Origin of the sequence: Photobacterium sp. OFAV2-7 (assembly GCF_022347985.1) — a bacterium.
GTDB lineage: Bacteria > Pseudomonadota > Gammaproteobacteria > Enterobacterales > Vibrionaceae > Photobacterium.
The window spans coordinates 1-25,192 of record NZ_JAKRFQ010000015.1 but is presented as its reverse complement, the minus strand read 5'-3'; the positions used below and the strand labels follow the sequence as shown (position 1 = coordinate 25,192).

Here is a 25,192-nt window from a genome sequence, read left to right as displayed (position 1 = left end):
GAAGGGATCCGGGCAACCGTCTTCCATGAAGGCATGTCGATCATCGAACGTGATAAGGCGGCCGCTTACTTTGCCCAGGACGAGGCCGGCGCCCAGGTGCTGCTTTGCTCGGAAATTGGCTCGGAAGGCCGTAACTTCCAGTTTGCCAACCAGTTGGTAATGTTCGATCTTCCGAACAACCCGGATCTGCTAGAACAGCGTATCGGCCGTCTGGACCGCATTGGTCAGAAGCGCGATATCGAAATTCATGTTCCTCACCTGCAGGGAACCTCACAGGCCCTGCTGGCGCACTGGTATAACGAAGGCCTCAATGCCTTCGAGGAAACCTGCCCGACAGGCCGCGCCATCTACGATGCATTCAGTAGCGAGCTTATTGCCCTGCTGGCCAGTGATACCCATGACGGCGAAGCGTTAGAACAGCTGATTGAGCGCAGTGCGACAATGCATCGCGAACTGAAAGGCAAGCTTGAGCAAGGCCGTGACCGCCTGCTGGAAATTCACTCCAACGGTGGCGAGAAGGCAAACGAGCTGGTTCGCCAAATCGCAGCCAAGGACGGGGATACCAATCTGGTCACCTTCGCCCTAGGCCTGTTTGATACCATCGGCCTGAACCAGGATGACAAAGGTGAAAATGCCATTGTCGTCACACCGTCAGAGCACATGATGGTTGCCAGCTACCCGGGCCTGCCTTATGACGGCTGTACCATCACCTTTGAGCGAGAAACCGCGCTATCTCGCGAAGATCTGCACTTTATCAGTTGGGAACACCCGATGATTCAGGGCGGTATCGATTTATTGCTTTCAGAAGGTGTGGGCACAACAGCCGTTTCCCTACTGAAGAACAAGGCACTTCCTGCCGGTACCCTGCTGCTTGAGTTGGTCTACGTAGTGGATGCGCAGGCACCGAAACAGTCCGGCATCGGCCGCTTCCTGCCGCAGACGCCAATCCGTATTCTGCTTGATGCCAAAGGCAACAACCTATCGGCGAACGTGGAGTTCGAAGGCTTTAACCGCCAGCTGAGCCCGGTGAACCGTCACCTGGCCAGCAAATTGGTTAACTCGGTACAGAAAGATATTCATGTCCTGATCGAACATGCCGAACAGGCTGTTGCCAAAGAGCTAGTCACCGTGCGCGATACAGCCCAAGCCGATATGGAAGCTAACCTGCGTGCCGAGCTCGATCGCCTCCAGGCGCTGAAAGCCGTCAACCCGAACATCCGTGATGACGAGCTGGAACTCATTGAATCCCAGATCCAGGAGCTGACAGGCTATATTGCCAAAGCCCAGGTTCAACTGGACTCGCTGCGTCTGATTGTTGTCAGCCACGGCTAATACCCGCCAAGGTCAACAATCATAGTGAAGCAACTCTAACGAACTAACCGCCTGGCAGCCCATCGCAGCCAGGCGGTTTTCTTTTTCCGCCTTTTTCCATACTCTCGAGGCTTGCCTGCGTGCTATTATCCCCCGCTTCGAAATCAGTCAGCCCGAGCGAACCATGAAACCATTGCCTTTGCTGGACTATAATCCGCCCGTTGAACCGTGGCTGGATGTTCTGCATCTCGACAACGATATTGTTGCCATCAATAAACCGTCCGGATTGCTTTCAAACCCTGGCCGTGATCCTATCCACCACGACAGCGTGTACAGCCGGGTACTTCAGGAATATTCCGAAGCGCACCTTGTTCATCGCCTGGATATGGCCACATCTGGCTTGATCTTGCTTGCCATCAACAAAGATGCCGAACGCCACCTGCAAAAGCAGTTTCGCGAGCGCATGACAGATAAAGTTTACTATGCCAGAGTCTGGGGCCATGTTGAGCAAGACAGCGGCACGGTTGACCTGCCGTTGATCTGCGACTGGCCAAACCGCCCAAAGCAAAAGGTCTGTTTCGACGATGGTAAGCCTTCGGTCACCCACTATCAGGTCATCGCCCGCGAAGACAACGCAACCCTGGTGCGCATGCGCCCTGTTACCGGCCGCTCTCACCAGCTCAGAGTCCATATGCTGGCGCTGGGCCACCCTATCCTTGGTGATCGCTTCTACGCCCATGATGACGCCCGGGAAGCCGCCCCGAGACTACAGCTCCATGCCGCCGAACTGACCTTTGTTCAGCCCACCACAGAGCAACCGATGCACCTGTTCGCACCCTGCGATTTCTATCCGGATGCACCGTGCAAGACTCTCCCTGATAAAGAAAATTAACCTCCGGGTTGAGGTTTGCCCCAAAGTTGGTGTTAACTGGTTGATACCCAAATCACACCAACTTTGGAACCGTTGCCAAGCCTATGGAAAAAGTTGTCTTTCTCGATCGGGACACCGTTCCCGCCCATATCCTGCTGCCTCAGCCTAATTTCACCCACGAATGGCACGAGTTCCCGACAACCGCACCGCAGCAGCTCCTTGAGCGCCTACAACAGGCAACCATTGCCGTCAGCAATAAAGTCGTGCTTGATGCCGAGATACTGAGCCAGCTTCCTCGCCTGAAAATGGTCGCTATTGCGGCCACCGGTACCAATAATGTCGATCTGGACTACTGCCACCAGCACGGCATTACCGTCAGCAATATCCGCGGCTACGCCAGCGACTCGGTACCTGAGCATGTCATTGCCATGATGTTTGCCCTGCGGCGGAACCTGATGGGCTACCATCAGGATATCCAGGCAGGTGTTTGGCAACAGAAAAAACAGTTTTGCTTTTTTACCCACCCAATCGGGGATATCAATGGCTCGACACTGGGGATCATCGGCAGCGGCAGCTTGGGACAGGCAGTCGCAAAGCTGGCACAAGCGCTAGGAATGAAAGTACTGTTTGCGGAACGTAAAAATCAGCAGAAATGCCGTGAGGGCTACACCCCGTTTTCAGACGTTGTGGAACAGGCAGATATCCTGACGCTGCACTGCCCTTTGACGGCAGAGACAACCAACCTGATAGGCCGGCAAGAACTGGGGCAAATGAAACCTTCCAGTTTGTTAATCAACACCGGACGTGGCGGCCTCGTTGACGAGCAGGCGCTGGTCGATGCGCTTCAGCAAGGAGAAATTGGCGGTGCCGGTGTCGATGTCTTTACCGAAGAGCCAGCCGATGACAGTAACCCGCTTGTTACCCACGCCCATTTGCCAAATCTGCTACTAACACCCCATGTTGCCTGGGGTTCTGATTCAGCCATTCAGGCTCTTGCGAATCAGCTGATCGATAACCTAAACCGGTTCGTTGAAGGGAAACCACAGAATGTGGTTTAAGAAACACACAGCTTCCTGTATGGGCTCAAAATCACCCCTCCCTTTTCAAGGGAGAGGGGGTTCCAATATTCTTACTTTAACCCTTTCTCTTTGCGGATCAGATCATAGGCGGCCTGCAACTGCTGGGTTTTTTCCTTAGCCAGCTCCATCATTTCCGGCGGCAACCCTTTGGCGGCCAGCTTGTCAGGATGGTGTTCGTTCATTTGCTTACGGTATGCCCGCTTTAGCTCCTGCGCCGAGGCTGACTCAGAGACTCCTAGCAGTTCATAGGCATCGGCAAGCTGATCCTTGGTGGGTGCCTGTCGGAACGTTCCCTGTTGCTGATATTGCTGGTTGAATCCCCCCTGCTGAAAACGAAAAGCCGCTTCCTGCATATGCAAACGCTGTTCAAGCTGACGCTCAGAGAAGCCAAGACTACGGGCAATCACATACAGCAGTTGACGCTCGCTCGAATGCAGACTGCCATCGGCAAATGCTGCCTGAATTTGCAACTCAAGAAAAAACTGCAGAAGATCAGCCCTGCCAGCACAGCTCATCCTCACTTTTGCCAGGGTTTCCTCCAGCGGGAAGTCTTCCTCCTTGCCTTCGCGAAAGGCGTTTTGGGCCTGCCGGCGAGATTCGCCATGCAGGCTCATACGGTCCATAATTGCACTGGCAACCCGAATTTCGTCTTCGGTAACCCGGCCCTTGGCCTTGGCCATATGGCCCATAACGGCAACCCCGGCATGAAAAAATTCCGCCTGGCGTTCGGCACTGCCTGCCTGGCTGCTACCAAACCCGCCAAATCCGCCAAATCCGCCAAATCCGCCACGAGTGTAAATTTTTGATCTGGCTTTATCGAACTTATGGCCCAAAAAGAGGCCTAACAACAAACCGAACGGCCCACCAAGAAGGAAACCAAAAAATGCGCCTAAAATCTTACCCCAAACCTGCATTCTCTACTCTCTGGTAATTTGCTAAATTTAGAAAATTTTTTCTGATATATCCCCGACACAATAACGCGAAAAGATGCCGTCGGACAGAATTTGCATTATGATAGCTGTCATTTATCGGGAAAGCTTGTAAAAAGCGCCACCGATTCGTTTCTGATATGCGCTGAAACTTGAATACAGGAAAGTTTAATTAGATGTCATTAACCTCCCGCAGCTTATTGGCCACCATGATCAGCCTTGCGCTTTATGGTCCCGCAATGGCTTACGAAAACCCCGCCCCAAGCGAAGATGTCAATGATGAGTCTGCGGCTGTCAATGGCACAAAGAGCGAACTGGAAATGGTTAGAGGGGTCTGTATTGCGCCTCAGGATATGCCAGAGGATGTCAACAACGAGCCCATCACGGTCTCAGCCGACCAAGCAGAAGCCAAGCCGAACCAGAAGCTCACCTACTCGGGTGATGTCGTCCTGCAGCAAGGCAACCGTACCGTCGCTGCCGATACCGCAACTTTGCACCAGCCAGAAAATATCGTCACGGCTGAAGGCAACGTCTACTTCCATGACGGCACGGTAGAAGTCTATTCCGACCGTATTCAAAGTAACCTGGACACCGAAGACTCTGAAATGGATAACGCGGTGTACAACATGACCTGTGAAGCAGGGCGTGGCGAGGCCGAGCGAATCACCAAAAACGGTATCTCCTACTACCGACTGAAAAATGGCACTTACACCACCTGTCCGCCGGGCGACAAGAGTTGGCAGTTCTCGGCGACCAGCATCGAACGTGAAAGCGACTCCCCGTTTGCCGATTTATATAATGCCCGCTTTGAAGTTGCAGACGTTCCGGTATTTTATATGCCATACCTGCGTGTACCCGTAGGTGACGAACGTTTGACCGGTTTCCTCTATCCGTCACTGAGCTACGGCTCTCGCGATGGTTTTGAGCTGGAAACGCCGTTTTACTGGAACATCGCCCCCAACTACGACATGACCATTACCCCGAAATACATGAGTAACCGGGGCCTGCAGCTTAATTCAGAGTTTCGTTACCTGACCGAAGCTGGCAGTGGCAGCTTAAGTGGCGAATATCTCGGTGATGATAAAAATGCCGCAGACAAGGATGCTCGTTGGGCTTTTAACTGGTCGCACGGAGGTACCTATAAACGGCACTGGCTGTTTGATGTCGACTACAGCAAGGTCAGCGATGTCACCTACTTCTCTGATATCGACTCCAGTATCGGCGAGCGTGAAGACAACAACCTATTGCAAAAAGGCGAAGTCTCCTACCGTGACCTATACTGGGACTCAACATTGCGAGTGCGCGACTTCCAGCCTCTGACACTAGGGGTATCTTCTAATTACCGCCTGATGCCTCAATTGGAATTTAACTACTATCGCCCGGATATGGCCTATGGGCTGGACTTCAACCTGCATAGCCATATCAGCCGGTTCGAAAACGATGCTGCAGATAAACCGTCAGCCGATCGTGTACACCTTGAGCCAACACTGACATTGCCATACTCAACCCCTTGGTGGTCTATCACCTCCGAGGCCAAGCTGATGTATACCTACTATAATCAGGATTTTGACAGCAGTATCGACGGCTTGGAAACACTCGAAGAAACGGCAACACGTTCGGTACCGAGCATACGGATCCACAGTGGCCTATACCTAGAACGCGATGCTCTGCTATGGGGCGAAAGCTACACCCAAAGCCTTGAACCTCAGGTGCAGTATCTGTTTGTCAAAGATGTCGAGCAACAGGATATCTTCGGCAGCTATGATACAACGCTGCTTCAGACAGACTACTACGGCCTGTTTCGTGACAAACGTTACTCCAGTGTTGATCGTATTGCCGCTGCCAACCAGTTTACCGTCGGGGCAAGCACCCGTTTCTTTGACGAAGATTTCGTCGAGCGTTTCAACCTGTCGTTCGGTCAGATTTTCTACCTCAACGATGCCGGCCGCAACCTAACCGAAGACAGCGAATCGACACCAAACTACTCGGCAACAGCCTTCGAGTCTGATTTTAACTATGACGACTGGCTCTTCTTCCATGGCGGGCTTCAGTATGATGCCAGCAAGCAAGAGATGCAGCTAGCCAATGCTGCTATGGAGTATCGTGAAAATGCTCTCTTTAGCCAACTAAACTACCGTTATGTCTCAAAAGACTATATCAAGCAGAGCCTACCTGATAATGACCAGATAGATAACTACACCGAAGATGGGATTTCGCAGCTTGGCTTCTCGGCAGGCTTCCCGGTATACGGCGGCCTGAGCCTGCGTGGTGACTACTACCATGATTTGACAGAGAACCAGATGCTGGAAGGCCAGATTACCCTGAACTACCGCTCAGCCTGCTGGATGATCAGTCTCGGCTATAACGAATATCTGATGTCCCGAAGCAACGTAAATACCGATCCGGCCGAATATGAGCAAAACTTCAGTATCTCGTTCAGCCTGCTGGGTCTTGCCGGAGCCCCTGCAGTAGGATCTACATCTGCCAGTGGTAACGCGATTGCGTACGGTAGACCGTTCTATCTCAACAACTAACCAGGCGTCGCGGCATCCGGCCACGATGTGATCCGATTTAACGCGCCGTAGCGCATAATGGAAAGATGTATGAAAAAGTGGAAGTCTTCACTGCTAGGCCTTACCTTATGGAGCCTGGCTGCCGGCAGCATTGCTGCCCCGCAAGAACTTGACAAGGTTGTGACTATCGTCAATGACAGTGTGATCCTGCAAAGTGACGTTGATGCAATGCTCAAAACCGTCCAGATGAATGCAGCCCGTCAAAATCAGCCTCTGCCGTCGAGCGATATTCTGTCTGAGCAGGTCATGGAAAAACTGATCATCGAGACGCTTCAGCTCCAGCAGGCTGAACAGTTCGGGATCCGAATTGATGATACCCGTCTTGATCAGGCTATCAACCAGATCGCTGCCGAGCGCAATATGACCGTAGCCCAACTACAGCAAATGCTTGCCGACAATGGGATTAGCTTTGCCGTATTCCGCGAGCAGATGCGACGTGATATTACCGCCAGCGAGGCGAGAACCATTCAAGTCCGCCGACGGATTAATATCTTGCCGCAAGAAGTCGACACCCTGGCAGAGCAGCTCGAAAAGCAGACCCAACAAGGCGTCAGCTTTAACATCAGCCATATTCAGCTACGTGTAAGCGAAGATGCCAGTGCCGCCGAGAAAAACGAAGCCTTGTCACAGGCCAATCAACTAGTTAAAGAACTCAACAGTGGTGCAGACTTTGCTAATCTTGCCTATAGCTATTCCAAAGGGCCAAAAGCCCTGCAGGGTGGTGAATGGGGCTGGATGCGCAAGGAAGAGATGCCAACCATCTTTGCCGATCAAATCAAATCCGGCGGAAAAGGCGCCATTATCGGTCCGTTCCGCAGCGGTGTGGGTTACCACATTCTGAAAATCAACGACGTTCAGGGGCTGGAAACCATTTCCGTTACCGAGGTGAATGCACGCCATATTCTGGTGAAAACATCTGTGATCATGAGCGACGAAGGGGCCCAGCGCCAGTTAGAAAAAGCGCGCCGCGCTATCCTTGCCGGGGAGCAAAGCTTTGCTGATGCGGCACAGGCACTCAGCGCCGATCCGGGCTCAGCAGCAAATGGCGGTGAGCTGGGCTGGCAAACACCTGATATTTATGTACCTGAATTCAAAGATAAGGTAGAAACGCTACCAGCAGGCATGATCAGCGAACCGTTCAAAACCGTTCACGGTTGGCACATTGTAGAAGTCATTGAACGCCGTGATGTCGATCGTACTGATGCTGCTGTTAAGAATCGTGCTTACCGCATTCTCTTCAGCCGTAAATTCAACGAAGAAGCTCAGGCCTGGTTGCAAGAACTTCGTGCCGGTGCCTATATCGAACAACCGGAAGACGCTAATGACCAAGGTTAAACGTATAGCAATAACTCCGGGTGAGCCTGCGGGAATTGGTCCCGATCTGGTCCTTGCCCTCGCCCAGCATGACTGGCCCCACGAACTGGTTATTTGTGCTAACGCCCAGCTTATGGTAGAACGTGCAGCCCAGTTGGGATTGCCGCTGACTGTTGTTGACTATGATCCGGCACAACCGGCCCAGCCTCACAAGGCCGGGACCCTGGTTATCGCCAATCATGAGCTAAAGGCACCAGTCATGGCCGGTGAGCTGAATGAGCTTAATGGCCACTATGTCCTTGAGACACTAGGCCAGGCAGCCGATGGCTGTATGAACGGCGAATTTTCTGCGGTCGTGACCGGCCCTGTGCATAAAGGGGTCATCAACCGTGCCGGGGTTGCCTTCAGCGGTCATACCGAATTTTTTGCCCAGCGCTCGGACACGGCTCAGGTCGTCATGATGCTGGCAACCGAAGGGCTCCGAGTGGCGCTTGTGACGACTCATATCCCACTGGCTTATGTGTCCAAGGCTGTCACAGAGGCTCGGCTGCAGCAGGTCATTCGCATTCTGCACGCCGACTTGGTCAGCAAATTCGGCATAGAACAACCTAAAATTTATGTCTGCGGACTCAATCCGCATGCAGGCGAAGATGGCTGTTTGGGAACGGAAGAGATAGACGTGATCTCGCCAGCTCTCGAGCAACTTCGCCAACAGGAAGGTATGGATCTTGTCGGCCCCTTGCCGGCAGATACTATCTTCCAGGAAAAATATCTGGCCGATGCTGATACAGTATTGGCCATGTATCACGATCAGGGGCTGCCAGTGCTTAAATTCAAAGGCTTTGGCAAGTCAGTCAACATTACGTTAGGCCTGCCCTTTATCAGAACCTCAGTAGATCATGGTACCGCACTGGAACTTGCAGGTACCGGACAGGCGGACACCGGTAGCCTTTGGACAGCGCTATCGCACGCCCTTGAATTGGTAGAAAAACAAACATGAGCAGCGATCAGGTCCATCTAGGGCACCGCGCGCGAAAGCGCTTTGGCCAGAACTTTTTGAACGACCCATACATCATTGATGGCATTGTATCGGCTATCAACCCAAGGCCAGGCCAGAACCTGATTGAGATCGGTCCAGGTCTGGGGGCCATCACAGAGCCAGTAGGTAAACTGGTTGATAAGTTCTCTGTGATCGAGCTTGACCGCGACTTGGCAGAACGTCTTCGTAATCACCCGGATCTTGCAGACAAGCTAACTATCCACGAAGGCGATGCTATGCGTTTCGATTTCACGCAGCTGATCAAGGAAAACAATAAGCTACGTATTTTCGGTAACCTGCCGTACAACATCTCGACACCACTGATCTTCCACCTGCTGTCATTCCACCAGCACGTTGAAGACATGCACTTCATGCTACAAAAAGAAGTGGTTAACCGTCTGGCAGCCGGTCCGGGCAGCAAGGCGTACGGTCGTCTAACTGTGATGACTCAATACTACTGCCGTGTTATGCCTGTACTGGAAGTGCCGCCTGAGTCATTCAAGCCTGCACCAAAAGTAGATTCAGCGGTAGTTCGCCTGACACCATATGAAACACTGCCGCATCCATGTACTAACCTTAAATGGCTGGATCGTGTTTGCCGTGAAGGTTTCAACCAGCGTCGCAAAACCATCCGCAACTGTTACAAGGCACTGATGACAGCCGAGCAGCTGGAAGAGTTGGGCATTAATCCGGGTATGCGTCCTGAAAATCTCACCTTGGAGCAGTTTGTTGCGATGGCTAACTGGCTGGATGCCAATCACACCCCATCAAAATAATTGATTAGATCCTCAGGGCTTGGCTGCGATACCAGGCCCTGGCGAACTGCCTACGAAAGGAAGCAAGACATTGACGACGAAGGCTATCCCCACAATCAAGTGCAGAGTAGTAACCCACTACATCGAAGATCAATCAGAACCCGAAAACCAGCGCTATGTGTTCTCATATACCATTACTATCCGAAACTTGGGTAATGGTGAGGCACAGCTGCTCAATCGCCACTGGCTGATCACGGACGCCAATGGCAAAAAACTGGTTATTGACGGTGAAGGCGTGGTTGGTGAGCAGCCGAAAATTGCGGCCAATGAAGAATATACCTATACCAGCGGTACTATTATCGAAACCCCGCTCGGGGTCATGCAAGGTCACTACGTCATGGTCAATGAACAGGGAGACGAGTTCAAGGCCGAAATATCGCCATTTCGACTCTCTATTCCCAACCTTCTTCACTGAGGCTCCCTATGTCGACCTATCTTGTCGGTGATATTCAAGGCTGTCTTGACGATCTCTGCGATCTGCTTGAACAAGCCGAGTTTGACCCGCAACAGGATGAATTATGGCTGTCAGGCGATCTCGTCGCCCGAGGCCCAAAATCACTGGAAACACTACGCTTTGTCAAAAAACTGGGAGACAGTGCAACCACCGTCCTCGGCAACCATGATCTTCACCTGCTTGCCGCTGCCAATGGTCTAGCCAAGGTAAAGAACAAGGATAAAGTCCAACCGATCCTCGATGCACCGGACCGCGACGAGCTCCTCGAGTGGCTGCGCCGGCAACCCTTGCTTGCCGAGCACCCACAACACCCTTTTATCATGGCCCATGCTGGTATTTCTCCCCAGTGGGATCTGGCGATTGCCCGCCAGCAGGCCAGAGAGGTCGAGGCCTGCCTGCGAAGCGATGACTACCTATGGCTGCTGAGAAACATGTACGGTAACGGTCCCGATTATTGGACACCGGATCTTAGCGGGATCGAACAGTATCGCTACACGATCAATGCTTTTACCCGGATGCGTTTTTGCTATCCGGACGGCAGACTCGATATGGATTGCAAGCTCTCGCCGGAGCACCCTGGCACCGAACCACTCAAGCCCTGGTTTGAGCTGTCAAGAGCGCAACCACTCGAAAAGAAAGTCATCTTCGGCCACTGGGCAGCGCTCATGGGACATGAAGATCAGCATGTCATCGGACTGGATACCGGCTGTGTCTGGGGTAACAGCATGACACTGATGCGCTGGGAAGACGGAGCCAGGTTCGTCAAACCCTGTCCGGTTCACGCTGAATAAACGACATATGAAAAGGCCTGGTAATCACCAGGCCTTTTTAGTTATTAATATGATTATCTGCGTTCGAGAATAACAAAACGCATATCGTGGGCATTTTTCTCATCGGCGTAATACGTCTCACTGTGCACTTCCTGCCAACCCTCGCCCCACTCGGGAAAACATGTATCCCCCTCGACATCAAAATCGATGAATGTCAGGTACAAGCGCTCGGCATCAGGCAGGCAGGCACTGTAAATACTGCCGCCACCGATGATCATCAGCTCATCGACCTCACCAGCAGCCAGCTTGGCGGCAGCGATATCGCCAACGACCGTGACACCTTCGGCACAAAAATCCGGGTTACGGCTGATCACAATGTTCTGACGCCCGGGTAGCGGCCTGCCGATCGACTCGAATGTCTTGCGCCCCATGACGATAGGCTTACCCAGTGTCGAGCGCTTAAACCAGGCAAAATCGGCCGGTAAATGCCAAGGCATCGCGTTGTCCTTGCCAATTACCCGATCATTGGCCATTGCCGCGATCATACTGATCTTCATTTCATTCCCCAGCAAAAACTAAACCACAGGACGGCGACGATAAAACAATAACCCCGGCATTGCCAGCCCAATTGCCAGCGCGGCAACAATAAATACAGCCTTGATAACGTTTTCCAGCATCAGCGCCCACAACTCGGGACTAAAGCCTCTGTGATTGATTTCAACCAACGCAATCATCGCCTTGAACGCAAACACACCGGGCACCATAGGGATCATCGCTGCCACCGTGAATACTTTCGGGTGGGCAAGAAAACGATGTGACCAATGAACACCGATCATCCCAACCAGCGTCGCTGCTCCCAAAGTCGCCCACTCGATAGGGACTCCCCAATGCATCAGAACAAACCGGCTTCCATGTCCCAAAGCGCCCCCGATAGCACAATACTTCAGCGCCTTTTGCGGCACATTGAACACCAGTGCAAAGCCGACCGCCGGGATCATTGCAAAAAACATATCATTTAGCAGCGCCAGCAAAAAATCGACATTAATCATGATAGCCACCCCCAGACACCGAGCACATTCATCGCAGCAACAATGCCCATACTTGTCGATAGCGTCAGCAAGGTTGCCATGGTCCAGCGCGCTATCCCCATGTTGGCATAACCTTTCACCATATCAGAGATGGCATTAATCAGCGGGAAACCCGGTACCAGCATCAATACAGAAGAAGCCATTGCCAGAAAAGGGGCTTCACCGATCTGGTAAACCTGGCCGAAGCCAGAGATCAGCGTGGTCACGAAGGCGGTTACGCCAAAGTTAACAAGAGGATTAAAGTGGCAATGAGCTATCTCCTGACGGACAAACATCCCAACGGATGAAGCAAAGAAGGTGAGAAAGAATACCGGCCAGTCTGCGCCGGCCAGGCGGCTGAACGAAGCACAGGATAAACCAATCATAAAAATAACCAACACACGGTTATAACGCAGCGCCTGAATCTTTAACAAGCGATCATGCACTCCCTGAATATCCAGCAACCCGCGCTCGGCCATGATCACGACCCGCTGTACCTCGGTGACCACCTGCATATTGATCCCGCGATCCTGACAACGGCGAGTGGTTGTAATACACCGTCCATGGCTCAATGTCGTGATCACCATTGAACTGGCAGACAATGACACCTCGACGCTTTCAACACCCAATGCCAGCCCTAACCGGCAGGTAACATCCGTCACCAGCGTACTTTCAGCTCCATGCTGAAGCAGCCGCTGGCCTGCCAATACGGCCAACCTCGATATTTCCCGTTGCTGTGGCTCTGTTAACGTTGATGTCAACGGCTCCGCCCCACTTACCATTTCCTTCCCTCTGAGTGTGTTTTCTAATACCAAAAAGTTCAATTATCAGACAATTATTAATCTACTGCGTTGACCAGACACAAAAAAGCCGCTCCCAAGAGCGGCTTTTAACAATGGTGTTAATTACGGTTTGTAGATAATCTCTACATCATAATCATCTTCGTTCCAGTCGTCCCAGTCATCATCATCGTCATCACTGCTTTCGGCTTTCTTCACCTGCTGCTCGTGATAATCGTCCCACTTGAACTCGACCTTCTTCTCTTCAGTTTCTGTTTCGTCTTCTTCGAAAACTTCCACTGGCATTGACTCAATCTGCTTCATCAGATCATAGGTCAGATCTTTGGTACCCATACGGTTCAGTGCCGAAATACAGTAATAATCACCTTCCCAGGCCAGTGCTTCCAGGATCGCCTCGATCTTTTCCTGCGCTTCATCTTCCGGCAGCAGGTCAACCTTGTTAAATACGATCCAACGCGGCTTGTTAGCCAGCTTCTCGCTGTACTGATCCAGCTCGTTAAGGATAGTAAACGCGTTCTCAATCGGATCAGAACCATCGGCTGGCAGCAGATCAATCATGTGCAACAGCACACGACAACGCTCAAGGTGCTTAAGGAAGCGAATACCCAGACCGGCACCATCAGCAGCACCCTCGATCAGACCAGGAATATCGGCAACCACGAAGCTACGCTCGCTATCGACACGTACCACGCCCAGGCTCGGCACCAAGGTCGTAAACGGATAATCAGCAACCTTTGGCTTGGCCGCCGATACAGAGCGAATGAACGTTGACTTACCGGCATTCGGCAAACCCAGCATACCTACGTCGGCCAACAGTAACAGCTCCAGGCGAAGATGACGCACTTCACCCTTGGTACCCATCGTCTTCTGACGAGGTGCACGGTTTACCGATGACTTGAAGCGGGTATTGCCCAGACCATGGAAACCGCCTTTGGCAACCATGATCTTCATACCATGCTGAGTCAGATCGGCAATCACCTCACCCGTCTCTTCGTCAACCGCACGAGTACCGACAGGCACCGACAATGTGCAATCTTCACCGCGCTTACCGGTACAGTTACCGCCCCGGCCATTCTCGCCACGCTGCGCAGCATGGAATCGTTCAAAACGGTAATCAATCAGGGTATTGAGGTTTTCATCTGCCAACAGATAAACATCACCACCATCGCCGCCGTCACCACCGTCAGGGCCACCTTTTGGTACGTATTTCTCACGACGGAAACTTACTGTACCGTTGCCACCGTCACCGGCATCGACTCGAATTGCCGCTTCATCTACAAACTTCATCTCTTTCTCCGCGCTGTGGCGTTAAAACTTCTCTACCAGGACCGTCAGCAATTTCCCGGCACTATTAACCTATTGTAATTGACCTTGACTAGTTATGCTGCCTGATAAATTTATGGCCAATAGCACAAAACATTGCGCCACTCACCACAACGATAGCGCCAACATACCCCATCACATTCAGGGCGGCGGCAGCAAAGTACTGTGGCCAGACCAAACTGGCTAGGTCGACAAAAATAATTGTAAACAAGGGAGCCAGGGTGATAACTGCACTCACTTGCGAGGCCTGCCAGCGGGCCATTGCTTCCGCAAACGCGCCATAGCCGACCAGGGTATTTATACAGCAAAACATCAACATGCCCAGCTGTCTCTGATCCATCAGCAAGATCTGTTCAGGTACTGCCAATGGTGTCAGCATCAGGGCACAGATCAAATAGATCATCAATAAGATCTGAGGCGAGCTAAACTGCCTGAGCATGACTTTTTGGGCCAGGCCGTAAACGACCCATACCAGTGCCGCCAGCACGGCGAGCACAACACCCAGAGTATAACCTGTAAAGCTGGTAAACAGCTCGACAAGCCGTTCATTGAAAAACAGCAGCAAGCCAAACATCAGGCAACTCACACCAATAACCTGATGCACACCCAGTTTCTCTTTAAACAGCCACACACTGGACAACAACAAAATGACCGGTGCCAGCTGGATAATAACCTGTACAACAGGCGGGTTAAGGTATTCCAGTGCGCTGTTAAACAACACAAAGTTTCCCGCCAGACCGATACTCGCCAGCAGCAGGGTGCCATATCCGGCTATCCCCAATGCACGAACCTGGGGCAACTGCCTACGCCAATATAGCCACAGGCCCAGTCCGAGCGAAGCCGTTACAAAGCGATACCAGACAATCGTGAATGGCTCCATCACTTCTACGGCTTGTTTCATTGCAATCGGCAATGCTCCCCAGAAAAACGCTGTCGTCAGCGCCAGGAGGATACCTGCCGTCGGGTTCTGATTTGGCATAAACCCTTCCATAACAAAAAGCCCCGCCAGTAGGCAGGGCTTTATAATTCGTTATGAGACTGAATTATTCAGCTTCGATAGATACGAATTTACGGTTCTTAGGACCTTTAACTTCGAACTTCACTTTACCGTCAGATAGAGCGAATAGAGTGTGGTCTTTACCTAGGCCTACGTTGTTACCAGCGTGGAATTTAGTACCACGTTGACGAACGATGATGTTACCTGCTAGTACAGATTCGCCACCGAAACGCTTAACACCTAGACGTTTGCTTTCTGAATCGCGACCGTTACGAGTAGAACCGCCAGCTTTTTTGTGTGCCATCTTTAAATTCTCCTGTTATTAAGCGCTGATGCCAGTGATTTTGACTTCAGTGAACCACTGACGGTGGCCCGCTTGCTTACGAGAGTGCTTACGACGACGGAACTTAACGATTTTAACTTTATCGCCACGACCGTGAGTAACAACTTCAGCAGTTACTTTACCGCCAGCTACGAAAGGTGCACCAACAGTAACTTCTTCGCCGTTAGCTACAAGAAGAACTGAATCAAATTCAACGCTAGCACCAGTTTCAGCGTCTAGTTTTTCTAAGCGTAGGGTCTGGCCTTCGCTTACACGGTGTTGTTTACCACCACTTTGGAAAACAGCGTACATGTCTTACTCCGCTTGTCCGCATAGGCCATTAGCCACTTATAACTCGGGCTATGGGTATGCGCTTAATCTTGTCATCAATAGGGCGCGAATGTTACGCGAAAACGGGGCTTCTGGCAACCCATTAAGCGAAGAAAAATGGCGAAAAGCTAGCCAGTAATAAAAGTCCCTGATTTAAAGGTAAACGAGGTTATGAAGATAGCGGGGTTTTAGTGTAGTATTCGGTAAATATTTTTGATGCCAATTGACAACAATAGCCAGCGATTTCATGCCTTGGCGGGAAGTTTTAGAGGTAAAGTGTGCTACAGCTCATCGTAGCAGTTTTCGGATAAGCATCACGTATAATAATGCCGACAACCTTTACAAATACCCTGCCACAACAGCTTGACGTCTGTTTATTGTCAGTTGGTATACTTAACTTTTCCGCCTGGTGCGGCAAACAATTTTGCTGGATATACAATGGATTTTAAAGCTATCCAAGCGCTTACCGCCAAAGATATGGCGGAAGTTGACGCGAAGATACTGGCACAGCTGAATTCAGATGTGGCCCTAATCAATCAACTCGGTTTTTACATTGTCAGTGGCGGCGGAAAACGTCTGCGTCCAATGCTGGCCGTCTTGGCTGCCCGCGCCCTTGGCTATGAAGGTAGCAAACACACGACTGCCGCAGCTTTTATCGAGTTTACGCATACTGCAACACTACTTCATGACGATGTTGTCGATGAGTCAGATATGCGCCGTGGCAAAGCAACAGCCAATGCCATGTTCGGCAATGCCGCCAGCGTTTTGGTGGGCGACTATATCTATACTCGCTCATTCCAGATGATGACCAGCCTGCGCTCCCTGCGGATCCTCGACATTATGAGCGAAGCCGTAAATGTAATCGCCGAAGGCGAAGTGCAGCAGTTGATGAACTGCAATGATCCGGATACCACAGAAGATAACTATATGCAGGTTATCTACTCAAAAACTGCTCGCTTATTCGAAGCCGCAACCCAGGTCGCAGCCATTCTTGCCAATGCGCCGGAACATATCGAAGTTGCCTTGCAGGACTACGGTCGCTTCTTAGGTACGGCCTTCCAGCTTATCGACGATGTATTGGATTACAATGCCGACGGTGAGGAAATGGGAAAAAATGTCGGTGATGACCTGGCCGAGGGCAAACCAACCCTTCCGCTATTGCATGCAATGCATCATGGCAATGCCGAGCAGGCCGCAATGATCCGAGAAGCCATTGAGAAAGGCAACGGCCTTGACAAGCTTGAGCCGATCCTGGCCTGTATGCATGAAGTCGGTTCACTGGAATATACCCAGCAGCGTGCCGAACAAGAAGCAGAAAAAGCGATTGCCTGCCTTGGTGCTATTCCTGATTCAGAGCACAAAGAAGCACTTATCGCACTGGCTTACCTGGCCGTCAAACGTAACAAGTAAGCCACAATCCCACCCCGGATCCCAAAGCCTGCCCTGCGCAGGCTTTTTTGATCTTCCAGCTCCTAAAGAGGATCCTTTTCTTGTTCTATAGTTAACAGTGATCCTTGTGATCTAGTGGAGGTTGATTATGCAAGCCAAAGATCTAAAACCGGGAATGTGGGTAGAATGCCAACAGGGTGTCGCTGAAGTGATTGACGTTGACCAGGAACATAATACTGCCATTATCGAGAATATGAGTGATCACAAACGCATCAACATAAACTGTGACGACATCAAAGAGCAACCTCAACTGCACACCGGGTGTGACAGCTACTACTAACTATCACATTTACCGACAAAGGTAACCAGGTATAAAAAAGCGGCCAATGGCCGCTTTTTCACTATCTAAATCACTTACTCAGCTTACTGCGCAGCAAACTCTTCGCCTTTGGTGATATCACCCTGAAGGGTATCTAGCATGCTTTCCAGCGCATCTTGCTCAAATGCACTCAGCTTGCCGTAATCCATCACCTCTTCTACACCGTCCTTACCCAGACGCACAGGCTGAGCGAAGAAGCGAGCATGCTGGCCTTCGCCTTCAACGTAAGCACATTCGACAACACCCTCTTCACCCTGAAGCGCACGAACCAGGGCAAGACCGAAACGGCATGCAGCCTGACCCATTGACAATGTCGCAGAGCCGCCACCCGCTTTCGCTTCGACAACCTCGGTACCGGCATTCTGAATACGCGGTGTCAGAGCCTTAATTTCTTCTTCGGTGAACTCAACACCTTCAACCTGTGAAAGCAGAGGAAGAATCGTTACACCAGAGTGGCCGCCGATAACAGGTACGCGTACCTGGCCCGGATCGATATCTTTTAGCTCTGCCACAAAGGTTTCAGAACGAATAACATCCAAGGTTGTTACGCCGAACAGCTTACGCTTGTCATAAACGCCGGCTTTCTTCAGCACTTCAGCAGCAATAGCCACCGTAGTGTTAACCGGGTTCGTAATGATACCTACACAGGCATTCGGACATACAACGGCAATTCTTTCAGCCAGAGACTTAACGATGCCCGCATTAACATTAAACAGATCCGCGCGATCCATACCTGGTTTACGCGCAACACCTGCTGAAATCAACACAACGTCAGCACCTTCCAGTGCAGGAGTCGGATCTTCACCACCATAACCTTTAATTGAAACCGGTGTAGGGATATGACTCAGATCAGCAGCAACACCCGGTGTTACCGGCGCAATATCGTAGAGCGCCAGATCAGAGCCCGCAGGCAGGCGGTTTTTCAGAAGCAGAGCCAGAGCCTGGCCGATACCGCCAGCAGCGCCAATTACAGCAACTTTCATGTTCGTTCTCCTTTACGATAGAAGTATATTTTTTTCAGACCTAAAACCAATCAAATGAAGACATAACTCAGCTAAGACCATGATTTCATTTGATTGGTCTTGATGACGTTATAGCAACAAATAGTGAAATACAATCAAACCCAACCAGCTTTGCGATGTCACGCATAAGCAAGAATAAAATGTGCTACATATATATAACATTTCTTTCTCGGGATTGCAGTCGACAAATGGCGAGGAAACCGAACAGAGTTAAATAATTATTCATCCTATTCCGCAAGAATGGTGACTAACACTCCAGTTTCCATGAACATGGTTTGCTACCAACCAGAGGGTTATGCAAGAATACGGCACCTCGTCCCTGTATATGAAATTTACTTATGCGAAATTCAGATAAACAAGAACGCTTAGTCAAAGCATTCAAAGCCATTCTAAAAGAAGAAAAATTCAGTTCTCAAGGTGAAATTGTAGACGCCTTGAAAGCTCAGGGGTTCGACAATATAAACCAGTCAAAAGTCTCTCGCATGCTGACGAAGTTTGGTGCTGTCCGCACCCGCAACGCTAAGATGGAGATGGTCTATTGCCTGCCCGTGGAACTGGGTGTACCGACCACCAGCAGCCCGCTCAAAGAGCTGGTGATGGAAATCGACTACAACAGTGCGCTGGTTGTTATTCACACCGGGCCAGGTGCCGCTCAGGTGATTGCCCGCCTATTAGATTCGCTAGGTAAGGCAGAAGGTATCCTGGGCGTAGTCGCAGGCGACGATACTATTTTCATTACCCCGACAAATACCATTTCTACCGAAGAATTGTTCAGTTCGGTGTGCAAGCTTTTTGACTACAGTAACTAAAAATCTTCCCGATCCTCTCTCTCAGTAAATGAGAGAGAGCTCACATTCAGAAAAACTTTCATAAATTGCATACTTTTCATGCAAGTGCATGATTGATATAAATAATTATTCCTTCCCCAATATCATTTCTGTGCTTTTTTTCCAGTAATCCGGCAAACAATCATTAACATAATTTTAATTTTCCTGGTCTCTTTTGCTATCATCGTTCTGATTTGCTTGAGCAAATATGCCTTTTCCACCGATGGAAAACATTTCCATACTGGAGATAACAACAATTAGGAAGGGACAAACATGGCATTAAAACAAATTGTTAAAATCAGTGCTTTAGCCGCAGCTGTTATGACTAGCGGCATGGCCAGTGCCCAGGACTTCATCACTATTGGCACCGGCTCCGTCACTGGGGTTTACTACCCAACTGGTGGCGCGATCTGTAAGCTTGTTAACAAAGATCGCAAGCAGCACAATGTCCGCTGCTCGGTAGAGTCCACAGGCGGTTCTATCTACAACGTCAATACCATGCGTGCCGGTGAACTGGACTTCGGTATTGTTCAGTCTGACTGGCAGTACCACGGCTACAACGGTACCAGCAAGTTCAAAGATCAAGGTGCCTACAAGAAACTGCGTGCAGTATTTTCGATCCACACCGAACCGTTCAACATCATTGCCCGTGCCGACTCTGGCATCAACGGCGTTGCTGATCTGAAAGGCAAGCGCGTCAATATCGGTAACCCAGGCTCTGGCGACCGCGCCACCATGGGTGTTGTGATGGATGCTATGGGCTGGACCAACGCCGATTTCAAACTAGCCTCCGAACTCAAAGGCTCCGAGCGCTCCCAGGCACTTTGCGATAACAAAATTGATGCCTTCGTCTATGTGGTTGGCCATCCAAACGGTTCAATCAAAGAAGCCACAACCTCTTGTGAGGCCAAGCTAGTTCCGGCTACTGGCGCAGCTATCGACAAGGTCGTTGCCGACAACCCTTACTACGCCAAGAGCACAGTACCTGGCGGCATGTACAAGGGCACCAACGACGACGTAAACAGCTTTGGTGTTGCGGCAACTTTGGTTTCCTCTACTGATGTTTCTGATGATGTTGTCTACGCGCTTGTGAAATCGGTATTTGAAAACTTCAATACCTTCAAACGCCGTCACCCAGCATTTGCTAACCTAAAACCTGAGAACATGGTGAAGGATGGTCTATCCATTCCTCTACATCCAGGTGCAGAGCGCTACTATAAGGAAGCGGGTTACCTGAAGTAACCTATATTGACTCCCTTTATCAGGCACTTGTTGCCACTCATGCGCCGCGCAAGCGGCGCATGCTATTTCACCTACCTATAAAAATAATAATAAACACTTTTTTACCTAGTCCATCGAAGAAGGATTATGCATGACTAAGACAACCGAAGCGTCGACAGATGTGCAGGATATGGTGGCTCAGGCAGACACAGGGGCAAGGAATCCTGTTGGAATGGCTGGACGCATCTTATGGTTCGTCCCGCTGTGTTGGTCACTGTTCCAGCTGTGGTATGCCTCACCGCTTCCGTTTATTTTTAACTTTGGTGTATTGAATGATACCGAAGCCCGCTCGATCCACCTGGCATTTGCCATTTTCCTGGCTTTCACCGCCTACCCGGCGCTGAAACACTCTCCCCGGGATCGTATCCCTATTGTTGATTGGGCCCTTGCACTGGCAGGCAGCTTTTCCGCCGCCTATATCTATATCTTTTATACCGAGCTAGCCGGCCGTTCAGGCGCACCGACACAGTTTGACATTGTCATTGCCGTTATCGGCATGGTGCTATTGCTTGAAGCCACCCGCCGTGCACTCGGTCCACCGTTGATGGTTGTGGCTGCGGTATTTTTGCTGTACACCTTCGGCGGTCCGCACATGCCAGACGTTATCGCCCACAAAGGTGCCAGCCTGAACAAGGCAATGTCACACCTGTGGCTGACAACCGAAGGGGTATTTGGTATCGCCCTTGGCGTATCAACCTCTTTCGTTTTCCTGTTCGTCCTGTTTGGGGCAATGCTTGAGCGCGCAGGGGCCGGCGCCTATTTCATCAAGGTCGCCTTTTCACTGCTTGGCCACATGCGTGGTGGTCCGGCAAAAGCCGCCGTTGTAGCCTCTGGGCTGTCCGGTCTGGTCTCCGGCTCGTCGATAGCCAACGTAGTCACCACCGGTACATTCACCATTCCGTTGATGAAAAAAGTCGGCTTTCCTGGCACCAAGGCCGGTGCCGTCGAAGTCGCCGCCTCCACCAATGGTCAGCTGACACCACCGATCATGGGGGCTGCCGCCTTCCTGATGGTTGAATATGTCGGAATTTCCTATGTAGAGGTCATTAAAGCGGCATTGCTGCCTGCACTTATCTCTTACATTGCCCTGTTGTATATCGTTCACCTTGAAGCCTGTAAAGCTGGCATGACAGGTCTGAAACGCCATTACAAACCGACTCTGGCTCAAAACCTGCTGTCATTCAGCGGCACGATCCTCGGGCTGATCGTATTAAGTGCGATAGTCTATTACGGCGTAGGCTGGACTAAGGATGTCTTTGGTGCTGCTGCCACACCAATCATTGCCGTCGTGATCCTCATCGCTTATGTTGCTCTGGTTAGGGTGTCAGCGAACTACCAAGACCACCTGATGGAGAACCCGGAAGACGATATCACCGAAGTGCCCGATCCGGGCCCGACTATCAAGTCCGGGCTCTACTTCCTGCTACCTATCGTCGTACTGGTTTGGTGTTTGACTGTCGAGCGCTTCTCCCCCGGTCTTTCCGCCTTCTGGGCGACGGTCTTTATGATCTTTATTCTGCTCACGCAGCGTCCGCTGCTGGCAATATTCAACAAAGAAAAGACCGTCAGCGAAGCCTCAATGGAAGGTGTTCATGACCTGCTTGAAAGCCTGGTATCCGGTGCTCGCAACATGATCGGTATCGGTGTGGCCACTGCGGCTGCCGGTATTGTTGTTGGCGTGGTTACCCTTACTGGGATCGGGCTGGTCATGACCGACTTTGTCGAGTTTATCTCCGGCGGTAACATCATGCTGATGCTACTGTTTACCGCTGTGATCAGCCTGGTACTTGGTATGGGCCTGCCGACAACGGCCAACTACATTGTCGTCTCGACTCTGATGGCCCCGGTGATTGTCACCCTTGGAGCTCAAAGTGGCCTGATCATTCCGTTGATCGCCGTTCACCTGTTTGTGTTCTACTTCGGGATCTTGGCCGACGATACTCCGCCTGTAGGTCTGGCAGCCTTTGCTGCCGCGGCGATCGCCAAAAGTGATCCAATCCGCACTGGTATCCAGGGCTTTACCTACGACATCCGTACCGCCATCCTGCCATTTATGTTTATCTTCAATACCCAACTATTGATGATGAATATCGACACCTGGTGGCATCTGCTCCTGACTGTCAGCTCAGCAGTCATCGCCATGCTGACATTCTCGGCCGCCACCCAGGGGTGGTGGTTTACCAAGACTAAATGGTGGGAAGTGATCGCCCTGCTTCTGATCACCTTCTCGTTGTTCAGGCCGGGGTTCTGGTGGGATATGGTCTACCCGCCTAAACATGAAATGCCAGGTGTGCTTATCGTTGATGCTGCCGACAAGCTGGCCATTGGCCAGCCGATTGAAATACAAGTCAGCGGCGAAAACCTCGAAGGCAAACTGGTAAGCAAGCATGTACTGCTGCCGTTTGACGAAGATGCCGTCAGCGCCGACGAGCGTATTGCCTCAACAGGCCTGATGTTACGTCAGGAAGGCGAAAAGATGCTGGTTGATCTGGTTGAGTTCGGTAGCCCGGCTGAAGCCGCCGGTATTGATTTTGACTGGGAGATCACCCAGGTCAGCTTGCCGGCAGTGAGGCCGATGAAAGAGTGGGTATTTGTCCCTACCCTCATCTTGCTGGGAGCCCTTGGCTGGAACCAGCACCGCCGTGCCAAACAGTTGTCACACGCATAATCTTGCCACTGACCTGGACAATACAGGTCTAAACTATAGGGAGAGTTCACTCTCCCTATATGAAAATAAAGAGAATAATATGTATAAGCAGATTTTAGTGCCCGTTGATTTAAACGACCACGGTTTTGCCGACAAAGCCGTCGAGCAGGCCGTCTGGTTGGCCAAACAATCCAATGCGACGATTCACTTGCTCAATGTGCTTCCTGGTATTCACATGTCGATGGTATCGAGCTATTTCCCGAAAGATGCCGCCCGTAAAATGATGCAAGATGCCCAGCACCAACTGAAAGATTTTGCCAGCGAACACATCCCAGATGAAATTGTGCACCACCAGCATGTTTCCGAAGGGAAAACCTGGACCACAATCCTTGATCATGCAGCACGTGTGGGGGCCGACCTGATCATTTTGCCAAGCCATAAACGCTCGCGCCTTGATAAGGTTATGTTGGGATCTGTCGCTTCCAAAGTCGTCGAGAACTCACCAATCAATGTCGTGGTGATCAAGCCCCAGGCGCATCTGCAAGACGTCTAATCCAGTCTGAATTATTGGCGTGCTCAAATACGCTCAAAAAGCCCGCTCAAGCGGGCTTTTTTTATCAACGTATTCCGACACTCACTGCCGCTGATCGTATCCCCAGCGTGGGACCAATCCCTGCTCGACACCAAGGTGATCGAGGGTCCTTGCCACCATAAAATCGACCAGATCCTCAATGCTTTCAGGCTGATGGTAAAAGCCGGGGGCTGCCGGCATGATAGTCACTCCCATCTTCGACAGCTTCAGCATATTTTCTAGGTGCAATGTCGAGAACGGCGTTTCCCGTACCACCAGCAATAACTGCCCGCGCTCTTTCAGCACCACATCAGCGGCGCGCTCGAGCAGATTATCAGACATGCCATGTGCAACAGACGCTAGTGTCCCTGCCGAGCAAGGGCAAACAACCATCTGTTTCGGTGCTGCAGAGCCCGATGCCACCGGCGAGAACCAGTCTTCTTTACCACACACTTCCAGCTTGCTGGCATCACAGTCAAGATGTTCAACCAGCGCCTTTTTCGCCGCATCCGGACCAGAAGGCAACTTAAGACCATGTTCCGTTGCCAGCACAACCCGGGCCGCCGATGAAATCAGGAGATATACCTGATAGTCCGCGGCCAACAGGCATTCCAGCAAACGCAATCCATAAGGCGCGCCAGAGGCGCCGGTCCAGGCAAGGGTTATTCGCTTATCTTGTATCTTGCTACTCATTCGCTTTTCTCAGCTAGTGCTGCCAGCAGCTTGTCATGAATACCGCCAAAACCACCGTTGCTCATCACCAGAATATTATCGCCAGGCTTTGCCGACTCAGTGATTTTCTCCACCAGCGCAACCAAATCGCTATCTGTAGTCGCAGGCTGAGAACAAGCCGAGGCAATTTCTTCTACCGACCAGGGAATAGTATCCGGCTGAAAAATATACACTTCATCCGCCGCTTGGAGTGCCGGTGCCAAATCCTGTTTGTGAACACCCAGCTTCATGGTATTGGATCGTGGCTCCAGGACAGCCAAAATACGCTCACCGCCAACCTTGGCCCGCAAGCCACCCAGCGTCAGCTCAACCGCTGTCGGGTGGTGGGCAAAATCATCATATACCTTGAT

26 protein-coding genes are annotated in these 25,192 nt (G+C 51.2%); 15 read left to right on the top strand and 11 right to left on the bottom strand.

The features are described from left to right. The 3 genes from rapA to MHN01_RS03105 form a co-directional block, all read left to right on the top strand. The coding region (rapA, locus tag MHN01_RS03115; protein ID WP_239409992.1) for an RNA polymerase-associated protein RapA at window positions 1-1,332 on the top strand (1,332 nt) is incomplete at its 5' end. A 163-nt stretch (window positions 1,333-1,495) separates the two neighbouring features. Further along, window positions 1,496-2,203, top strand: a complete 708-nt coding sequence (gene rluA / locus MHN01_RS03110) for a bifunctional tRNA pseudouridine(32) synthase/23S rRNA pseudouridine(746) synthase RluA (protein WP_239409991.1) — start codon at window positions 1,496-1,498, stop codon at window positions 2,201-2,203. Between the two features lie 83 nt (window positions 2,204-2,286). Then, a complete protein-coding gene (locus MHN01_RS03105; protein WP_239409990.1) occupies window positions 2,287-3,240 on the top strand; it encodes a D-2-hydroxyacid dehydrogenase in 954 nt (317 codons plus the stop codon). A gap of 71 nt (window positions 3,241-3,311) precedes the next feature. Here the strand turns inward: MHN01_RS03105 and djlA are convergent, their stop codons facing one another. Then, window positions 3,312-4,175, bottom strand: coding sequence for a co-chaperone DjlA (gene djlA, locus MHN01_RS03100; RefSeq protein ID WP_239409989.1), 864 nt, complete (start codon window positions 4,173-4,175; stop codon window positions 3,312-3,314). A 191-nt stretch (window positions 4,176-4,366) separates the two neighbouring features. On the opposite strand from djlA, the gene lptD reads away from it, so the two are divergent. The 6 genes from lptD (at window position 4,367) to apaH (ending at window position 11,176) form a co-directional block, all read left to right on the top strand. Continuing rightward, window positions 4,367-6,724: an LPS assembly protein LptD gene (gene lptD, locus MHN01_RS03095; RefSeq protein WP_239409988.1), complete on the top strand. Its 2,358-nt coding sequence runs from the start codon at window positions 4,367-4,369 to the stop codon at window positions 6,722-6,724. A 69-nt stretch (window positions 6,725-6,793) separates the two neighbouring features. Further along, window positions 6,794-8,098, top strand: a complete 1,305-nt coding sequence (surA, locus tag MHN01_RS03090) for a peptidylprolyl isomerase SurA (RefSeq protein ID WP_239409987.1) — start codon at window positions 6,794-6,796, stop codon at window positions 8,096-8,098. Continuing rightward, a complete protein-coding gene (gene pdxA, locus MHN01_RS03085) occupies window positions 8,085-9,077 on the top strand; it encodes a 4-hydroxythreonine-4-phosphate dehydrogenase PdxA (RefSeq protein ID WP_239409986.1) in 993 nt (330 codons plus the stop codon). Before surA ends, pdxA begins: the two co-directional genes overlap by 14 nt. After that, window positions 9,074-9,892 carry a 16S rRNA (adenine(1518)-N(6)/adenine(1519)-N(6))-dimethyltransferase RsmA gene (rsmA, locus tag MHN01_RS03080; protein ID WP_239409985.1) on the top strand — a complete coding sequence of 273 codons (819 nt, stop codon included), beginning with the start codon at window positions 9,074-9,076 and terminating at the stop codon, window positions 9,890-9,892. Before pdxA ends, rsmA begins: the two co-directional genes overlap by 4 nt. Before the next feature lie 70 nt (window positions 9,893-9,962). Next, entirely contained in the window at window positions 9,963-10,346 is a 384-nt protein-coding gene (gene apaG / locus MHN01_RS03075) for a Co2+/Mg2+ efflux protein ApaG (protein WP_239409984.1), read from the top strand. A gap of 8 nt (window positions 10,347-10,354) precedes the next feature. Next, entirely contained in the window at window positions 10,355-11,176 is an 822-nt protein-coding gene (apaH, locus tag MHN01_RS03070) for a bis(5'-nucleosyl)-tetraphosphatase (symmetrical) ApaH (RefSeq protein WP_239409983.1), read from the top strand. Window positions 11,177-11,229: 53 nt separating this feature from the next. Here the strand turns inward: apaH and folA are convergent, their stop codons facing one another. From folA to rplU, 7 genes are all read right to left on the bottom strand, one after another. Further along, entirely contained in the window at window positions 11,230-11,712 is a 483-nt protein-coding gene (gene folA, locus MHN01_RS03065; RefSeq protein WP_239409982.1) for a type 3 dihydrofolate reductase, read from the bottom strand. Window positions 11,713-11,730: 18 nt separating this feature from the next. Then, window positions 11,731-12,204 carry a threonine/serine exporter family protein gene (locus MHN01_RS03060; RefSeq protein ID WP_075763579.1) on the bottom strand — a complete coding sequence of 158 codons (474 nt, stop codon included), beginning with the start codon at window positions 12,202-12,204 and terminating at the stop codon, window positions 11,731-11,733. Beyond that, window positions 12,201-13,004, bottom strand: a complete 804-nt coding sequence (locus MHN01_RS03055) for a threonine/serine exporter ThrE family protein (RefSeq protein WP_239409981.1) — start codon at window positions 13,002-13,004, stop codon at window positions 12,201-12,203. The genes MHN01_RS03060 and MHN01_RS03055 overlap by 4 nt, the downstream gene beginning before the upstream one ends. A gap of 123 nt (window positions 13,005-13,127) precedes the next feature. Continuing rightward, the gene (gene cgtA / locus MHN01_RS03050; protein WP_239409980.1) at window positions 13,128-14,309 is read right to left on the bottom strand and encodes an Obg family GTPase CgtA; all 1,182 of its coding nucleotides are present in this window, start codon (window positions 14,307-14,309) and stop codon (window positions 13,128-13,130) included. Window positions 14,310-14,397: 88 nt separating this feature from the next. Next, a complete protein-coding gene (locus tag MHN01_RS03045) occupies window positions 14,398-15,324 on the bottom strand; it encodes a DMT family transporter (protein ID WP_239409979.1) in 927 nt (308 codons plus the stop codon). 64 nt (window positions 15,325-15,388) lie between these two features. Next, complete coding sequence (rpmA, locus tag MHN01_RS03040) at window positions 15,389-15,646, bottom strand: 50S ribosomal protein L27 (RefSeq protein ID WP_007467532.1); 258 nt, start codon at window positions 15,644-15,646, stop codon at window positions 15,389-15,391. 18 nt (window positions 15,647-15,664) lie between these two features. Next, window positions 15,665-15,976, bottom strand: a complete 312-nt coding sequence (gene rplU / locus MHN01_RS03035) for a 50S ribosomal protein L21 (protein ID WP_036825723.1) — start codon at window positions 15,974-15,976, stop codon at window positions 15,665-15,667. A gap of 456 nt (window positions 15,977-16,432) precedes the next feature. Between rplU and ispB the strand changes: the two genes are divergently transcribed. Together ispB and MHN01_RS03025 are read left to right on the top strand one after the other, a co-directional pair. Further along, the gene (ispB, locus tag MHN01_RS03030; RefSeq protein ID WP_239409978.1) at window positions 16,433-17,404 is read left to right on the top strand and encodes an octaprenyl diphosphate synthase; all 972 of its coding nucleotides are present in this window, start codon (window positions 16,433-16,435) and stop codon (window positions 17,402-17,404) included. A gap of 127 nt (window positions 17,405-17,531) precedes the next feature. Continuing rightward, window positions 17,532-17,723, top strand: coding sequence for a hypothetical protein (locus tag MHN01_RS03025; protein WP_239409977.1), 192 nt, complete (start codon window positions 17,532-17,534; stop codon window positions 17,721-17,723). An 83-nt stretch (window positions 17,724-17,806) separates the two neighbouring features. Here MHN01_RS03025 and mdh read toward each other — a convergent pair whose 3' ends face one another. After that, window positions 17,807-18,745: a malate dehydrogenase gene (gene mdh, locus MHN01_RS03020; RefSeq protein WP_075763585.1), complete on the bottom strand. Its 939-nt coding sequence runs from the start codon at window positions 18,743-18,745 to the stop codon at window positions 17,807-17,809. 377 nt (window positions 18,746-19,122) lie between these two features. Here mdh and argR point away from each other — a divergent pair, with 377 nt between their 5' ends. The 4 genes from argR to MHN01_RS03000 all read left to right on the top strand — a co-directional run bounded on the left by argR (window position 19,123) and on the right by MHN01_RS03000 (window position 24,092). Next, window positions 19,123-19,593 (top strand): transcriptional regulator ArgR, encoded by a 471-nt coding sequence (argR, locus tag MHN01_RS03015; RefSeq protein WP_160651812.1) that lies wholly within the window; start codon window positions 19,123-19,125, stop codon window positions 19,591-19,593. Between the two features lie 291 nt (window positions 19,594-19,884). Beyond that, a complete protein-coding gene (locus tag MHN01_RS03010; RefSeq protein ID WP_239409976.1) occupies window positions 19,885-20,853 on the top strand; it encodes a TAXI family TRAP transporter solute-binding subunit in 969 nt (322 codons plus the stop codon). Window positions 20,854-20,983: 130 nt separating this feature from the next. Continuing rightward, window positions 20,984-23,560, top strand: a complete 2,577-nt coding sequence (locus MHN01_RS03005) for a TRAP transporter permease (RefSeq protein WP_239409975.1) — start codon at window positions 20,984-20,986, stop codon at window positions 23,558-23,560. A 79-nt stretch (window positions 23,561-23,639) separates the two neighbouring features. Next, window positions 23,640-24,092 (top strand): universal stress protein, encoded by a 453-nt coding sequence (locus MHN01_RS03000; protein WP_239409974.1) that lies wholly within the window; start codon window positions 23,640-23,642, stop codon window positions 24,090-24,092. An 81-nt stretch (window positions 24,093-24,173) separates the two neighbouring features. Here the strand turns inward: MHN01_RS03000 and MHN01_RS02995 are convergent, their stop codons facing one another. Both MHN01_RS02995 and MHN01_RS02990 read right to left on the bottom strand, forming a co-directional pair. Further along, a complete protein-coding gene (locus MHN01_RS02995) occupies window positions 24,174-24,803 on the bottom strand; it encodes a flavin prenyltransferase UbiX (protein WP_239409973.1) in 630 nt (209 codons plus the stop codon). After that, window positions 24,800-25,192 (bottom strand): glutamate ligase domain-containing protein (locus MHN01_RS02990; protein WP_304622836.1); only part of this gene is annotated, 393 nt, incomplete at its 5' end. The genes MHN01_RS02990 and MHN01_RS02995, both read right to left, overlap by 4 nt.